Origin of the sequence: Marinomonas fungiae (assembly GCF_001418205.1) — a bacterium.
GTDB lineage: Bacteria > Pseudomonadota > Gammaproteobacteria > Pseudomonadales > Marinomonadaceae > Marinomonas > Marinomonas fungiae.
This window is the reverse complement of the sequence record NZ_LIQF01000009.1, coordinates 132,101-146,564: the sequence shown is the minus strand read 5'-3', so window position 1 is coordinate 146,564 and position 14,464 is coordinate 132,101. Positions and strand designations below refer to the sequence as shown.

The following is a 14,464-nucleotide window of genomic DNA, read 5'->3' as shown; positions in this document are numbered from 1 at the left end:
AATGCCCCGGTGATGCAATCACAGTCAATGTTCCAAAATTCAGCCCTAACTGGTTCTGCTATGACCGGCGCGTCAAACCTACTAAGCAGTTTCTCTGTCGGAAACGCAGTGGGTTCAATGGTCGGCTCTGCAAAAGAATCCATGACTCAGGCAACTCAAGCCTTTAGCCGTCAGGTTGGCAATACCATGAGTCGAACTTTTGGTGAAAAGCTAAGTTACGACAACCTTTCTTCGGTTGGACGTCAGATCGGTTCTTCTAATTCCGCATCTAGCGCCGTTGTTAATCAGGTTACTGATGACCTGCAAACACGGTATGGTTTCGGAGACGATAAAAAAGACGCTGTACGTGGCTTGGTATCGGGCGTGTTATCGGGAGGCCTTAGGGTCGGTGGAGATGGAACTATTACTAATCCCGGTGAGAAAGAAGTTGCTGATAAGGGCTTTCTTGGAAGGCTTCTTGGTACTGGCGGCAATGATTCTCCACAGGGCAACTTGCCAGGAGTCGATAAGCCAGACTCATCTCGTGTACCAAAACTATCAAGGGTACGAGCAGGGGTGGATTTAGGTGGTAACTTTAGTGGCCAAGTTGAGTCGTCAGAAGGCAGTTCTCGATCTACGACCGCAAATACGCTCACTGGGGAGATGCAAAGCTTGGCATCGAGTGATTCACGACGTGCTGAGTATCGCGATGCAATGGTTAAGGACCTTTCAGATTCAAGACGCTCTGGCGTTGAGATGTCGTTGTCTAATCAAGACTATCAGTCACTTCAGAGTTCAGCACAAGACGTTATCACGGCATCAAACCGCTTTAGTGAGCTTGATCAGGCCAGCTACAGTCTATCAGGACAAAGGAACACGGATGGTGCGACGTTAACTCGATTAGCAGCGGATAATCCTGAAGTCATGGATTATTTAGGTCGCTATATGAACCAGCATGTTGAAGCAGGTAACCGATTACGTGAAAACCTTCCAATGTATCAGCGCTTGCTACCTGATGATAATCAGGCGTATGTGGCCGCAGCTATGGAGTCTTTAACCTATAGCAACTCCTCGACGCCCGCTGAACGAGACAATGACTATCAAGCAGCAATGACTGTTATGGCCATGGCTACCGGAGCCGATTTACGATCTATTCAGCCACGCTCTAATGAAGGTTTGTCATCAACTGCACCTACTTTTGGTGGCACTCAAAGCCAAGTGGAATCGGGTGTATTGGGCGGCTACGAGGATGCTGCAACTGTTCAAACTCAGTTCAACGCAGCTCAATCAGCTTACCAAACTAATTTGTCTGGTGTTGATGGACAACTAAATGCGCATCAACAACAAGCCCAACAGGCCGTAGTTTCTGACACAAGTACCTATCAATCTGGACTAAACAGTGAAGCTGGCTCTCAGTGGCGATCTCGCATTATGGCTGATGATAGCGGAGTTTCTGGTGCTGAAATGTTCTTCAACAGCGCCAGTGCTATTGGTGACTTCAGTGGCAAGCATACTGATGCAGCACTGCATACCTTGAATCACTTTGGCGAAGACTATGAGAGTTACAAGGAGCAAGCACTTGAAGACCCTAGCTCACGAGGTTTCTTGCACAATGCAACGGTGGCCAGTAAATCAACCTGGGATGGCTTAAAAGCAGCCGTTGATGCCGGAACCTCTTTGGAAAATCCTTTGACGGCGTTTAATGATGCATACAGTGGATCGAGTTCGCAGTATGCCTCCGAAGTTAACTGGGGCACTAAGTCTGAAGCCATGTTGGCTGGGGCATTCGGTGCGGCAGTTAACAATCGATACGGTGAGTTCTTAGAACAGTACGCCGATGATTTTAAACAGGAAGCATACAGCGAAGGGCAGAGAATGGGATTGACCCCGATTCAAAGTCAAGTGTTCGCTCAAGCTTTCAATGAAGGTTTGGCGGGGCGCGTATTCAACTCTGAAGACTCATCGAGTTGGTCGCCTGAAATGCTAGGTCTAAGGGAGCAAATGCTAAATGAGTATCGTCAAAAGGATGAGAGTGGCGCTTACATTCCTGACAGTGTGTCCGAAGAAGATAAAGCATTTGTGGATAAGCAGATAGCGGTGATCTCAAATGCATCGCTTGCGGGAGATTATGCTCAGAACAACTTGATCGATATTAGGGCTTATAACCAGGCATCAGGAAGGAACTGAAAATAGAAGGTAGCCAGCTTGTGGTTGGCTGGCTATTTTTTTGGCTTTTTGGGATACCTTGGATAAAAGCCATCAAAAAACGAATGGAGCTTATACCAATACCATTTTTCTTCAATGCTCAAAGTTCTACCCGAATCTTTAACTTGGCTACTCAAGAATCTAATTCCAGTGCAAATAGCTAAGAAAAAGAGTCCCAAGCCAACAATTGTCCAACTCGCTTGCCAATATGCGATTGCTACAAGCATAGTGATTATGGCTATAAGTCCGATGGGATTACAGGTCACTTTGAATCCCAAGTAGCTGAAAAAAACGACGGTGCAGAACAGAAATGGCAGAGCCGCTAACTTGGCAGATGCCGTTAATATTTCTGATGGAAAAAAATGAGCCGCAGCCAAAGTCGCCAGAAAAAGCCCCAGTGATATAACCCAGCAGCGTGCTGGTAAAGATTTAAGTAAGTTTGTCATCTTAGTACTCTCAAAGTGCACGGGCGGTGCACAATCAAATCATGTATCAGCATGTTAGTTCTCAAAAAGTGCTCTAGTGGTTTGCTCAGCCATAATCTCGCACACAGGACATTTAAGCTGAATGCGCTGTTGAGATACCGTCAAATACAGACTACCGCATCGACACCGGTGTAAGGATGCAAGCTGTGATCTTAAATCACGAGCTAGAACCCAACCTTCATTGATGGTCAGTTTTTTCCAGGGGATCTCAGCTGGAAGATCTGCTTCTTCTCTTGCAACCAAATACGCATCGTAAGCCTTCATCAAAGCATCGATATTTAATTGCTTGTAGACATTATCACCACCAATATTGACATAAAGCGCCATCAGCAGGGAGCCTTCAACTAATGCTCTTCTGCTTTTGACGATGGCATCAGATTCTGGCAGTTGACCAGGACAAGGTGACTTGCCAGTCACTTCTTTGTGCAGCCTTCTGATAATGTGGATTGGCAAACCTGTATCGAGCGCGATAATGGTCGTTCGAAATCCGTACTTAATAAGCAGCGAGGCTCGGGTAAACAGCTCACTTTTGGACAGGTTATCAATCATGCATCCCCCTTGTTGTTTAGGGTTGATAATAAATAAGCGATTCTTGGGATACCTGTGCCTTTGCTCTTAACCATCTCAATCAGTTGGCTTTGGTTACCCCTTGGTTGAAACAGCATGAATGATGAGGTCGCCACTCGTTGCAGGTCGTCAACACCGGCATTAATCAGTGCATCCACCACGTCGCGTGTAAGACCAAAGCGCAAGACCGCCTCTTGCGGATCAATTCGCGCTAATTCTCGTGCTGCGTGTAGGTACGCCAAATTTAATTGATAGAAGTCTTGTTGATTGGTTGTCATTGACGGACCTCCAGTTCATGTAAAATATTGCGATAGATAGAAAGCACTCTTTGCCCATACCAGCGTGCACGCTCTTCGTTCCAACTGTGATAGCGGCCTATGCCAAGCTCTAAATCGTTTGGTGAAGACTTGATTGCTTCGGCCAAAATACTGGAGCCGACAGTAAGGTTGGTGATGGGGTCTAGCAGTTCAGCTGCTGAGCTCACTCGATGCCCATGCCAATGCAAATTGATTTGCATAAGGCCAATATCGAGCTGGTATTTTTCACTCTCTTGAAGTGCCTGGTTTAACAGTTGCTCCGCTTCTGTCTTAGATTTGGCGTAGGTTGCGTTTGAACCATTGCGAATTGCGTATGGCCATGGACTGGTCATGTTAAGACCTCGATGTGAGGCTGACTCAGCCAAGGCAACGGCGTAGAGCATGACTGGATCAATACCAACACTTTGTGCTGCTTTTTCCCACTGATAGCCCGGAAACGCATAGACTGAAGTGCTTGCGGACATGGCTATCACTAGGGCAACGGTTTTTGCTTTAATCGTTTTCATTTTTGTCCTCTAATTGATTTTCGAGAAGCGCCTGAATGGCTTTCGGGCTTATTCTTTTCAAAGGCACTGCGCTAAAATTGGCGATGCCTCTCGTGTAAACTTGTGCCGCTTTTGACCAGTCACCCACGGCAACAGGCGCTTGCATATCAAATCCTTTTTGCTGGTTCTGATGGTCTGCAATACCCTGTAATAGCCTTGGGTATTCACCCACTTCGTCCCGCAGCAAGTAAGCCTGGTAGCGTGTTAAAAACTCTTTTTGCTTAAAGGGGTATTCCCTGTCATCAACTTTGCAGAGTTCAACCCATCCCCCCATGTCTGAAATCACGCGGTGGATAAGTGCATCGTCAAACATCACGGATGTCCAAGCACCAACCTGACGAACAGCCTTGTCAACTTTGTTCCAAGCAACCATGGCTCTTGAACCCGAGTTGCCATCGATATGCTTGATGACGTCAGCGGGCTTTGGAAAAAATTGCCCAGTATCCGGTGATTGAATATGCCGAGTCAGACCGATTCGCACTTCTTCAATGCTATAAGCACGAAGGGCTTCAAATGCGATGGATAGCAATTGCGGTGATACGCTTTTGCCATACATGGCCCAAGCTGCTCCCCAAACTTCAGCAAACTCGCGTTTATCAACCTCCTGCACTTGAACGAACCTCCCGAATACCTGGTCCGGCCCAGCTTTCAGCGATGCGACGATTGCTTTCTTCAATATTCAATTGGTGATTGCTGCCCTTTAGGCTCGTCGATGATTGCTGTACTTCATCAATGCGAACGTACTCGTCTTCCCATTGCCGGTTTAAAAGCCAGTTATGTGGCATAGGGGTCTTAGTCCGATCTTGATACTGCAATCGGTTGTCTCGTTGCTCTTTCCAGCGTGTTAGCACTTCCAAGGCGAGTTCATGGTCTTCATTGAGGCCCATGCGTAGCCATTCTTCTTTGGCTTTCGCTTTTTTTTCTTTGCGTATTTGTACATCCCAGAAGTCTTCAAACTGTATCTGGTCAACAGTTTTAACTGTTGGTTTATTGCTTCTCTCAGAGTCATCCGACCGTTGAGAGTCCCTTACCGGGTTGCCATCAGGCATAAACAATGATGAAAATTCTTCTGGTAGCCGAGCTTGAAAAGCGGCAAGAGATTTCAAAAGCGATGCCATACCAACGAAGTCGGCAGGTACATCTTTAAACAACCGAAAGGCTGCCTTACCTTGGTTTGGGTTTTCGATTGGGTTGTGCTTCAGAAAGCTCCGAATCAAAGTCCAACCGGATTCCTCGCAACGAATCAGGAACTGATCTTGTTCTAACTCATTTAGAGCCTTGGCAACCTGTTGATCATCCCAGTTCAAGTCAGAAGCAACGTAACCAATCGGCAACCGAAAGCAGCCAAGCAAATTACAATGTGGGCATGTAAGCAAATACAGTCCTAGCAACTTCGCAGAGTCACTCCAGGACAAAACGTTTTGCTTTAGCCAAAAGCGGGTATAGACCTTGCCATAATCACGCATGGAGGTACTCGCTTCTGTGTTTACGTAAAATGCTGACCATTACTTGCCCTTAATCCTACTGGTTACTGGCTTTCAGCTCGCTTTGGCCTTCGGGATAGATATCCGGTCTTAACTGAGATCGGGTTACCTGTCCTTGCGTAGCTTGTTCGATGGGTAAAACGAATTCAGCGGGAACACGTCCGGATTTATTCAACCAAAACCAGACGTTTTGCTGTTTTGAGTTGATGGCTCGCGCTAATGCTGATTGCCCGCCGACCAAATCAATGGCACGGCGGAGATGTTTTTGTGTCGTGTTGAACACTTCCATACCGTCTCCTGTTACAATAATAACTGTTACAAGATTGAATGTTACAGTTTAAACTGTAGATAAGTCAACAGTTAAAATTGTTGAAAGACTACAGTTTTATTTGTAGAATGCGGGCTTATGAAAACTTTATCCGAACGACTAAACCATGCCTTGCAGCTTACTGGGGTAACTCAGTCTGAGTTGGCTCGTCGCATTGGTATCAAACAGCAGTCGATCAGCCAGATTTGCTCTGGTAAATCGGCTAGGTCTCGTTACACCATGCAGATCGCGGAGGCGCTTCGCGTGAATGCTCATTGGCTCGCCACAGGTGATGGCGAGATTGGCTTGGGGGTCGGTAATGTAGAAGTCGGGCCTGATATTAAGGGAAGAATTCCTCTCATTAACTGGGTTCAGGCCGGTGATTGGACTGAAATAGCGGAGGGATTTGCCCATGAAGATGCTGAGGAGTGGCGTGAAGTCACTGGGAAAGCACATGAGGGTTGTTTCGCACTTCGCGTAAAAGGCGACAGTATGGAAAATCCAAGCGGAAAAAAATCCATACCTGAGGGGGCAGTGATCGTTGTTGATCCTGAGTTACCTTACTCTTCAGGTTCATTGGTTGTTGCGCGTTTGGATGATTCGAAAGAAGCAACCTTTAAGCAGTTGGTTATTGATGGTGAACAGAAGTATCTAAAACCTTTGAACCCGCAATACCCTGCAATACCGATCAACGGCAACTGCACCATCATCGGTGTAGTACGACAAGCTATCATCGATTTCTGGTAGCGAAGGAATTTGTGGTTTAGCCACAGTTGTTCATTAGCTGAAGAAGCAACGATTGCAAACAGCTACAACTGAGCATTGGTGCACGCTGAGAGTAAATGGTAACCGATTAGATAACCATTGATTGTTTATAAAGTCAAGATCAGCGAAAATAGCGGCCAATTACGATTAACACGACGGATTTGACAAGCGAAGAACTGAAAAGAGAGTACTTCCAAAAGTGTGTACAAATCCGTGTACAAACTAAAAGAATTTATACATGGCAAACCAAGATTTTCTTAATGAAATCAATAAGCGAAGGACCTTTGCTATCATCTCCCACCCGGACGCCGGTAAGACGACCATTACTGAAAAGGTGTTGTTGTTCGGACGTGCGATTCAAACAGCGGGTACTGTAAAAGGTCGTGGCTCGAATCAACATGCGAAGTCAGACTGGATGGAGATGGAGAAGGAGCGTGGTATCTCGATCACTACGTCTGTGATGCAGTTTCCGTTCAACAATTGCTTGGTAAACCTGCTAGACACCCCTGGACACGAAGACTTCTCGGAAGATACTTACCGTACGCTAACGGCGGTGGACTCGTGTTTGATGGTGATCGATGCGGCGAAAGGTGTTGAGGATCGTACCCGTAAATTGATGGAAGTTACCCGTTTACGCGATACGCCAATCGTTACTTTCATGAACAAGTTGGACCGTGATATCCGTGATCCAATGGAGCTGATGGACGAGGTTGAGAACGAGCTAAAAATCATGTGTGCTCCGATTACTTGGCCAATCGGCTGCGGTAAACTATTTAAAGGTGTGTATCACATCTACCGTGATGAGACGATTCTTTACTCAACTGGTCAAGGTCATACTATTCAAGAAGTCCGTACCGTTAAAGGTCTGGACAACCCTGAGCTGGACGCGGCTGTCGGTGAAGAGCTAGCACAGCAGCTGCGTGAAGAGCTGGAATTAGTGTTGGGTGCATCGAATGAGTTCGACAAAGAATTGTTCCTAGAAGGCGAGCTAACGCCAGTGTACTTCGGTACCGCCCTCGGTAACTTTGGTGTTGATCACATGTTGGAAGGTTTAACAGATTGGGCGCCAGCGCCGCTACCACGTCAAACCAATGAGCGTGAAGTAGAAGCGACGGAAGAGAAATTCTCTGGTTTCGTGTTTAAGATCCAAGCCAACATGGATCCAAAACACCGTGACCGTATTGCCTTTATGCGTATCGTGTCGGGTACCTATACTCAAGGCATGAAGATGAACCATGTGCGTATCGGTAAACAGATCAGTATTTCTGATGCAGTAACCTTTATGGCCGGTGACCGTTCCCGTGCCGAAGAAGCCTTTGCTGGCGACATCATTGGTTTGCACAACCACGGTACTATCCAGATCGGTGATACGTTCACCCAAGGTGAAAACCTTAAATTCTCAGGTATTCCGAACTTTGCACCAGAATTGTTCCGTCGTATCCGCCTAAAAGATCCATTGAAGCAGAAACAATTGCTCAAAGGTTTGGTGCAGCTGTCTGAAGAAGGTGCAGTGCAAGTGTTCCGCCCAATTCAAAACAATGACCTCATTGTGGGCGCGGTCGGTGTGCTGCAGTTTGACGTGGTGGTTGCCCGTCTAAAAGCCGAGTACAACGTTGAAGCGATTTACGAAAGCGTTAACGTTTCGACTGCGCGTTGGGTGGACGGAGAGCCAGGTAAGAAGTTTGAAGAGTTCAAACGTAAGAACGAAGTTAACCTAGCGTTAGATGGCGGTGATAACCTAACGTATATTGCGCCAACGATGGTGAACTTGAACTTAGCAAAAGAGCGTTACCCTGAAGTGACGTTCCGCGCGACCCGCGAGCACTGATCTATACTTGACTGAATTACTCGGTTAAGAGGATAATTCTTGCCATTCGTATAGCAACGTAACAGTTGTCTCAGTATTTCGGTGGAGAAAGTAATGGTGGAATCAGCTGATCCCATTTCAATGACTGATGCGGCGGCAGCCAAGTTACAGTCTTTGATTGAGGAAGAAGAAAACGATCGCCTGATGTTGCGTGTTTACGTAACGGGTGGTGGTTGTTCTGGCTTCCAGTATGGGTTCACATTTGATGAAGAACATCAGGAAGACGACACAGAGGTGTTGAAGAATGGTGTGAAATTAGTTGTGGATCCGTTGAGCTTCCAGTATTTGGTGGGCTCAGAAGTCGATTACAAAGAGAACTTAGAGGGGGCTCGTTTTACCGTGAGTAACCCGAATGCCACCTCAACCTGTGGTTGTGGGGCAAGCTTTAGTATCTAGTGGCTAAACTTTTTGGCAAACAAAGTGATCTTCGAAACCCTCGCATAACCGCGGGGGTTTTTTTATGGTCAAAGTTTGTATATAAGCTAACTTATCTAAGAGTGTTCGCTTGTTTTAAAAAGGAAAAACAAGGCGGCTTAGAGTCGGCAAGTAAGTTGCATGTTACTTGGTGTGGATTTTGGCAAAGTCAGATACAGAATTGCGTGGTTTTTGCACGACATGATCTTTATCTGCAGGAAGCGGATGAGTATGATAGCCCGCTTTTTAATTTACTCGGACTAGGGGAAGTTATATGAAATTAAAGTCTTGCGTTTCGACGTTGGCCCTTACGGCAACGGCTATGGTTTCGTTCTCTGCACAAGCAGACAATGTGGTGCACTTTTATAACTGGTCGGATTATATCGACGAGGAAACCCTACCTAGTTTCGAGAAAGAAACAGGTGTATCTGTGGTATACGATGTTTTCGATAGTAACGAAGTGCTCGAAGCTAAGTTGCTATCCGGGCAATCTGGTTTCGATCTAGTGGTGCCAACCAATGACTTCCTTGGTAAGCAAATTAAAGCTGGTGCTTTTATGGAGCTAGATCGCTCTAAATTGCCAAACTGGTCTAACCTTGATCCAAAGATGATGAAAGCCTTAGAAGATGTCGACCCGGGTAACAAATACGCGGTGCCTTACATGTGGGGGACAACAGGTCTTGGTATCAACACCGTTAAGGTCAAAGAGCTATTGGGTGACGATGCGCCGATCAACAGTTGGTCTTTGGTGTTTGAAAAAGAATACCTAGAGAAATTGCAATCCTGTGGCGTTGTGGCGCTGGATGCGCCGACTGAAGTAATGAGTTCTGCTATGAATTACCTAGGTCTTCCACCAAACGACATGAGCAAGGAAAACATCGATAAAGCAACGGAATTGATGCTGTCGGTACGCCCTTACTACCGCTATTTCCACAGTTCTAAATACATCAACGACCTAGCAAATGGCGATATCTGTGTGGTCATCGGCTGGTCAGGCGATGTGGCACAAGCGGCCGCTCGTGCAGAAGAAGCGAACAATGGTGTTGAGGTGAGTTACTTAATCCCTAAAGAGGGGGCTCTGATGTGGTTCGACATGTTGGCCATTCCCCGTGATGCGAAGAACGCAGATGGTGCGATGGAGCTAATGAACTACTTAATGCGTCCAGAGATTACAGCCAACATTACCAACTATGTTTGGTACGCCAATGCTAACCCGGCGTCGATGAGTATGGTTGACCCTGAAATCGCTAACAATGAAAACATTTTCCCGCCAGCGGAAGTCAGTGAGAAACTTTGGTTGCCAAAAGTGCTGGATCAACGTACGACACGTTCGATCACCCGCGCATGGAACCAAATCAAAACAGCTCAATAATACTACCTGAGCCAGCGAGCTTAGCTCGCTGGCTGTCTACGAATTCAGTTAAAAGGCATGCCTAGCCTTGAGGAACCTCAATGATTGAGCCGAGCATTACGCGTGACAGCGCTGATGGCCACTTTCTTCAAATAAAGAATATCGTAAAAACCTACGACGATGTTGTCGCGGTTAACGACGTATCACTAGACATTGCCAAGGGCGATATTTTTGCTCTGTTGGGCGCTTCTGGTTCTGGTAAATCCACTCTGCTGCGTATGCTCGCAGGCTTTGAAACACCTAATTCAGGTCAGATTATCCTAGATGGTGAAGACATTGTGTCGCTTGCGCCATACCGTCGACCGATCAATATGATGTTCCAGTCTTATGCCTTATTTCCACACATGACGGTGGAGCAAAACATTGCCTATGGCTTAAAACAAGACCGGATGCCGAAGAGCTTGATTGCCGATAAAGTGGTGCAAATGCTGCGCTTAGTGCATATGGAGAAATTTGCCAAGCGTAAACCGGATCAACTATCAGGTGGGCAGCGTCAGCGTGTGGCCTTGGCTCGAAGTTTGGCTAAGTCGCCGAAACTGCTGTTATTAGATGAGCCGATGGGGGCATTAGACAAAAAACTGCGTAACCGTATGCAGTTGGAAGTAGTCGACATTCTTGAGAGTGTTGGTGTGACCTGTGTCATGGTAACCCACGACCAAGAAGAAGCCATGACCATGGCCAATCGTATTGCCATCATGGAGGAAGGACGCATTGTTCAAGCGGGTACGCCGCGTGATATTTACGAAGCGCCGAATAGCCTACAAGCGGCTGAGTTCATTGGTAGCATGAACTTATTCCGTGGTGAAATCTGCGTGGATGCACAAGATCACGCCGTGATTGACTCAGAAGAGTGCGCTAATAAGCTGTATGTGTCCTACGGGGTGACCACAGCAATTGAAGATAAAAAAGTCGTGTTTGCTGTGCGTCCTGAGAAGACCCTGATTTCTCGCGAGCAGCCAGAGAGCGAATACAACTGGTGTCGTGGCACGGTGCATGACATTGCTTATTTGGGCGGGCATTCGGTTTACCATATTCGTCTGGAGAACGGCAAGATTCTCAATTCCTTTATGGTGAACTCTGATCGTTTCGCCGATGCGCCGACTTGGGAAGAGCAGGTGTATGTGTACTGGTCTGACGACAGCGGCTTGGTGTTGCGCCCATGAATAAGCTAATCGAACGCTTAAAGCTGAGTACCGAACACGGTAAGAAGTGGGTCATTGCTGTGCCGACCTTATGGTTGGTGCTGTTCTTTGCTTTACCTTTCTTAATAGTTTTAAAAATCGCCTTTGCTGAAGCTGAGATCGCCATTCCGCCTTATACCGCTTTGTTGTCTATGGCGGATCAAGCGTTTGATCTACATGTGTATTTCGGTAATTTTATCTTTTTAACCGAAGATGATCTGTATCTAACGGCCTACTTAAACAGTTTAGAAATGGCGGCCATTTCAACGTTCTTTTGTCTGTTGATCGGCTATCCGATGGCGTACTTTATAGCCCGTGCGAAACCGAGTACTCAGTCGATTCTATTACTGCTGATTCTGCTGCCTTCTTGGACCTCGTTCCTGATTCGTATCTATGCTTGGATCGGTATCTTGAAGAGTAACGGTGTGCTGAATAACGTGTTGATGTGGACTGGGGTGATTAATGAGCCGCTGGCGATTCTGAACACTAATATTGCGGTCTACATCGGTATTGTTTACGCCTATCTGCCCTTTATGGTGCTGCCTTTGTATTCTAACTTAGTGAAGCATGATTACAGTTTGATCGAAGCGTCGCAGGACCTAGGGGCGCGCCGCTTGCAGTCATTTTGGCACATTACCTTCCCGTTATCGCGCAATGGTATCGTGGCTGGCAGCATGTTGGTGTTTATTCCTGTGGTTGGTGAATACGTGATTCCTGAGCTTTTGGGTGGCACTAACTCAATTGTGATTGGTAAAGTGTTATGGCAAGAGTTCTTTAATAACCGCGATTGGCCGCTGGCCTCGGCGTTAGCATTAATCATGCTGTTAATACTCATGGTGCCGATACATTTCTTCCGTAAACACCAAGAGAAAGAATGGGAGAGCGATAAATGAAAACGTCCATTCGTTTTTCTGCTGTGATGTTTTGGTTCGGCATGGCATTTTTATACCTGCCGATGTTGAGTTTGATTATTTACTCATTTAACGAGTCGCGCCTGGTTACGGTTTGGGCTGGCTGGTCCACCAAATGGTACGGAGAATTGTTCCGAGACGAGGGTTTGATGTCAGCTGTCTGGCGCAGTTTGGAAGTCGCTTTCTGGAGTGCTAATACGGCCGTACTGTTAGGGATTATGGCGTCTGTGGCGTTGACTCGTTTCGGTAAGTTTCGTGGCCGCTCTATGTTGCATAGCTTGGTCGCGGCGCCGCTGGTAATGCCAGATGTGATCATTGGTTTATCGCTACTATTGTTGTTCGTGTCTATGACTGATGTGATTGGCTGGCCAGAGCAGCGAGGTTTGATGACGATTTGGGTGGCACACGCGACCTTCTGTACCGCTTATGCGACGGTTGTGATCAGTTCACGCTTGAAGGAATTGGATCGCTCTTACCTAGAGGCGGCGATGGACTTGGGGGCAACACCTCTGAAGGCTTTTATTCAAGTGACCTTGCCGATCATTATGCCGGCTTTGGTGTCTGCTTGGTTACTGTCTTTTACCTTGTCACTGGACGATGTGGTGATCGCTAGCTTTGTCTCGGGGCCTGGGTCGACGACTTTGCCAATTGAGGTCTTTAGTTCGGTGCGTTTAGGGGTGTCACCTAAGATCAATGCGTTGGCGACTATTATCATTTTAATTGTGTCTTTAGTGACCCTCGCCGTATGGTGGCTATCCCGTCGCAAACTGCAGCGGGAAAAACTTGCCAAATAAGCCAATTAAACGTTGGTGTCTAATGAGCCGGAGAAGTTGCCTTCTTCTCCAGGCTCATACTCTCGGTTGCTGTAAGCTTCATAATTTCCCAAATAGATATAGCCAAAACGCGGATCGCTGATCAGTAGCGGTAAAGCATCCTCTTGTCTTTCAAACCAAATTTGTAGACCATTGAATTGTGGGTGGTAATGTGCTGGGGGCACATTGTTGTTGTCATACAAGGACGCTAGTGGCTCCGCCTCACCGTCTTGATCAATTTCAAATGCCCAGTGTAAAGGCAGTAGCTCGAGTTCATGAGCTGAGTAGGGAGTATGCAAGGTTTGCTTTGGTGGTAGCTGTAATAGGGCTTGGCGTAACGGTGGAGATAAATGGTGCGGAATGAATTTTAGCAGGCACAGTTTATCTGTTTTATCTTGGCCGATAAGGTGTAACTCAATGCGTTTCAACTGCTTGTCTTTTTGTAGATCTTTAACACTGGTGACATAGCTTGGTTTGGTTTGTTCTTGGCTCAGTGGTGGTGTTTGAAGTGTTAGCTGCCATGAGTCGTTTGTTGGAGCAAATTGGCTAAGTGCTTCAACGTGAATATTCAGATCATCCAGTTGCTGTAACACGGCTTCCAGCATGTTGGCGATGATGCTATCTGTCGGGGTGAGATTGCTAGCATTTTCATAAGAAAGCGTGATCTGCTGTACATGGGCAGCGGCTTCGCTCAGAGTCAAACTGTCCTTGTCGGTACGCGAACGACGTCGGCGGAAGTTGGTGGGATCTTCTCGCTCTGGCAATTGGGTGATGCGATTAATCGTATCGATGAAAATCATGGCGCGTACTCTTTTCTTTATATTGAGAATATATCGGCGCAGAAGTTCAAAGGTTGAGGTAGGAAAAATTAAGGCCAGCAATGGCTGGCCTTAATCTCGAATCTTTAGCGAAGTAAGTTGGATAACTTCGGGTTCGGCTTTAGCGCTGCACGATGGAAAAGCGCCACTTTGCCGATAGTCTGCACAATCTGTGCTTTTAAAATTTTGCTGGTTTCTTCGATTAGCTCGTAGCGAGCTTCACGATCTGTAACACTGTAGCGAACTTTGATCAGTTCGTGGTCTTCGAGGGCACGGTCAATTTCCGTTAGAACGGGTTCTGTTAGGCCGTTGCCCGCTACCGTCACTACAGGATTAAGTGAGTGCCCAATGTTGCGATATTGCTTTTTTTGAACGTTTGTCAAACTCATAGTTAAA

At 46.7% G+C, this 14,464-nt stretch carries 17 protein-coding genes; 8 read left to right on the top strand and 9 right to left on the bottom strand.

Going from position 1 to position 14,464, the window contains the following annotated elements:
- The coding region (locus ASC49_RS14100) for a hypothetical protein (RefSeq protein WP_428838686.1) at positions 1–2,166 on the top strand (2,166 nt) is incomplete at its 5' end.
- A gap of 32 nt (positions 2,167–2,198) precedes the next feature.
- Here the strand turns inward: ASC49_RS14100 and eexS are convergent.
- The 7 genes from eexS to ASC49_RS14065 are packed head-to-tail and all read right to left on the bottom strand — an operon-like array spanning position 2,199 to position 5,871.
- On the bottom strand, positions 2,199–2,630 hold the full coding sequence (eexS, locus tag ASC49_RS14095; protein WP_032481452.1) for an entry exclusion protein EexS: 432 nt from the start codon (positions 2,628–2,630) through the stop codon (positions 2,199–2,201).
- Positions 2,631–2,684: 54 nt separating this feature from the next.
- Positions 2,685–3,218 (bottom strand): FlhC family transcriptional regulator, encoded by a 534-nt coding sequence (locus ASC49_RS14090; RefSeq protein WP_000566753.1) that lies wholly within the window; start codon positions 3,216–3,218, stop codon positions 2,685–2,687.
- On the bottom strand, positions 3,215–3,514 hold the full coding sequence (locus tag ASC49_RS14085) for a flagellar transcriptional regulator FlhD (RefSeq protein ID WP_000210563.1): 300 nt from the start codon (positions 3,512–3,514) through the stop codon (positions 3,215–3,217). The genes ASC49_RS14090 and ASC49_RS14085 overlap by 4 nt, the downstream gene beginning before the upstream one ends.
- On the bottom strand, positions 3,511–4,059 hold the full coding sequence (locus tag ASC49_RS14080) for a lytic transglycosylase domain-containing protein (protein WP_000848909.1): 549 nt from the start codon (positions 4,057–4,059) through the stop codon (positions 3,511–3,513). The genes ASC49_RS14085 and ASC49_RS14080 overlap by 4 nt, the downstream gene beginning before the upstream one ends.
- The gene (locus ASC49_RS14075) at positions 4,046–4,708 is read right to left on the bottom strand and encodes a DUF6475 domain-containing protein (protein WP_032481453.1); all 663 of its coding nucleotides are present in this window, start codon (positions 4,706–4,708) and stop codon (positions 4,046–4,048) included. The genes ASC49_RS14080 and ASC49_RS14075 overlap by 14 nt, the downstream gene beginning before the upstream one ends.
- The gene (locus ASC49_RS14070) at positions 4,695–5,564 is read right to left on the bottom strand and encodes a hypothetical protein (RefSeq protein ID WP_055463891.1); all 870 of its coding nucleotides are present in this window, start codon (positions 5,562–5,564) and stop codon (positions 4,695–4,697) included. Before ASC49_RS14070 ends, ASC49_RS14075 begins: the two co-directional genes overlap by 14 nt.
- A 55-nt stretch (positions 5,565–5,619) precedes the next feature.
- A complete protein-coding gene (locus tag ASC49_RS14065) occupies positions 5,620–5,871 on the bottom strand; it encodes a transcriptional regulator (RefSeq protein WP_011788534.1) in 252 nt (83 codons plus the stop codon).
- 117 nt (positions 5,872–5,988) lie between these two features.
- Here ASC49_RS14065 and ASC49_RS14060 point away from each other — a divergent pair, with 117 nt between their 5' ends.
- From ASC49_RS14060 to ASC49_RS14025, 7 genes are all read left to right on the top strand, one after another.
- Entirely contained in the window at positions 5,989–6,636 is a 648-nt protein-coding gene (locus tag ASC49_RS14060; protein ID WP_000854920.1) for a LexA family protein, read from the top strand.
- 256 nt (positions 6,637–6,892) lie between these two features.
- Positions 6,893–8,482 (top strand): peptide chain release factor 3, encoded by a 1,590-nt coding sequence (gene prfC / locus ASC49_RS14055; RefSeq protein WP_055463890.1) that lies wholly within the window; start codon positions 6,893–6,895, stop codon positions 8,480–8,482.
- A 93-nt stretch (positions 8,483–8,575) separates the two neighbouring features.
- Positions 8,576–8,917: an iron-sulfur cluster insertion protein ErpA gene (erpA, locus tag ASC49_RS14050; RefSeq protein WP_055463889.1), complete on the top strand. Its 342-nt coding sequence runs from the start codon at positions 8,576–8,578 to the stop codon at positions 8,915–8,917.
- 292 nt (positions 8,918–9,209) lie between these two features.
- On the top strand, positions 9,210–10,307 hold the full coding sequence (locus ASC49_RS14040) for a polyamine ABC transporter substrate-binding protein (protein WP_055463887.1): 1,098 nt from the start codon (positions 9,210–9,212) through the stop codon (positions 10,305–10,307).
- A gap of 80 nt (positions 10,308–10,387) precedes the next feature.
- Complete coding sequence (gene potA / locus ASC49_RS14035; protein WP_055463886.1) at positions 10,388–11,509, top strand: polyamine ABC transporter ATP-binding protein; 1,122 nt, start codon at positions 10,388–10,390, stop codon at positions 11,507–11,509.
- Positions 11,506–12,420 (top strand): ABC transporter permease subunit, encoded by a 915-nt coding sequence (locus tag ASC49_RS14030; RefSeq protein ID WP_055463885.1) that lies wholly within the window; start codon positions 11,506–11,508, stop codon positions 12,418–12,420. The genes potA and ASC49_RS14030 overlap by 4 nt, the downstream gene beginning before the upstream one ends.
- Positions 12,417–13,232: an ABC transporter permease subunit gene (locus ASC49_RS14025; protein WP_055463884.1), complete on the top strand. Its 816-nt coding sequence runs from the start codon at positions 12,417–12,419 to the stop codon at positions 13,230–13,232. The genes ASC49_RS14030 and ASC49_RS14025 overlap by 4 nt, the downstream gene beginning before the upstream one ends.
- 5 nt (positions 13,233–13,237) lie before the next feature.
- Here the strand turns inward: ASC49_RS14025 and ASC49_RS14020 are convergent, their stop codons facing one another.
- Both ASC49_RS14020 and ASC49_RS14015 read right to left on the bottom strand, forming a co-directional pair.
- Positions 13,238–14,050: a hypothetical protein gene (locus tag ASC49_RS14020; RefSeq protein WP_055463883.1), complete on the bottom strand. Its 813-nt coding sequence runs from the start codon at positions 14,048–14,050 to the stop codon at positions 13,238–13,240.
- A gap of 104 nt (positions 14,051–14,154) precedes the next feature.
- A complete protein-coding gene (locus ASC49_RS14015) occupies positions 14,155–14,457 on the bottom strand; it encodes a YhbY family RNA-binding protein (RefSeq protein WP_055463882.1) in 303 nt (100 codons plus the stop codon).
- Positions 14,458–14,464 lie beyond the last annotated feature (7 nt).

Bases quoted from the DNA above. Each gene is read 5' to 3' on its own strand.
- eexS (WP_032481452.1), bottom strand. From the start codon at position 2,630: ATGACAAACTTACTTAAATCTTTACCAGCACGCTGCTGGGTTATATCA.
- ASC49_RS14090 (WP_000566753.1), bottom strand. From the start codon at position 3,218: ATGATTGATAACCTGTCCAAAAGTGAGCTGTTTACCCGAGCCTCGCTG.
- ASC49_RS14085 (WP_000210563.1), bottom strand. From the start codon at position 3,514: ATGACAACCAATCAACAAGACTTCTATCAATTAAATTTGGCGTACCTA.
- ASC49_RS14080 (WP_000848909.1), bottom strand. From the start codon at position 4,059: ATGAAAACGATTAAAGCAAAAACCGTTGCCCTAGTGATAGCCATGTCC.
- ASC49_RS14070 (WP_055463891.1), bottom strand. From the start codon at position 5,564: ATGCGTGATTATGGCAAGGTCTATACCCGCTTTTGGCTAAAGCAAAAC.
- ASC49_RS14065 (WP_011788534.1), bottom strand. From the start codon at position 5,871: ATGGAAGTGTTCAACACGACACAAAAACATCTCCGCCGTGCCATTGAT.
- ASC49_RS14060 (WP_000854920.1), top strand. From the start codon at position 5,989: ATGAAAACTTTATCCGAACGACTAAACCATGCCTTGCAGCTTACTGGG.
- prfC (WP_055463890.1), top strand. From the start codon at position 6,893: ATGGCAAACCAAGATTTTCTTAATGAAATCAATAAGCGAAGGACCTTT.
- erpA (WP_055463889.1), top strand. From the start codon at position 8,576: ATGGTGGAATCAGCTGATCCCATTTCAATGACTGATGCGGCGGCAGCC.
- ASC49_RS14040 (WP_055463887.1), top strand. From the start codon at position 9,210: ATGAAATTAAAGTCTTGCGTTTCGACGTTGGCCCTTACGGCAACGGCT.
- potA (WP_055463886.1), top strand. From the start codon at position 10,388: ATGATTGAGCCGAGCATTACGCGTGACAGCGCTGATGGCCACTTTCTT.
- ASC49_RS14030 (WP_055463885.1), top strand. From the start codon at position 11,506: ATGAATAAGCTAATCGAACGCTTAAAGCTGAGTACCGAACACGGTAAG.
- ASC49_RS14025 (WP_055463884.1), top strand. From the start codon at position 12,417: ATGAAAACGTCCATTCGTTTTTCTGCTGTGATGTTTTGGTTCGGCATG.
- ASC49_RS14020 (WP_055463883.1), bottom strand. From the start codon at position 14,050: ATGATTTTCATCGATACGATTAATCGCATCACCCAATTGCCAGAGCGA.
- ASC49_RS14015 (WP_055463882.1), bottom strand. From the start codon at position 14,457: ATGAGTTTGACAAACGTTCAAAAAAAGCAATATCGCAACATTGGGCAC.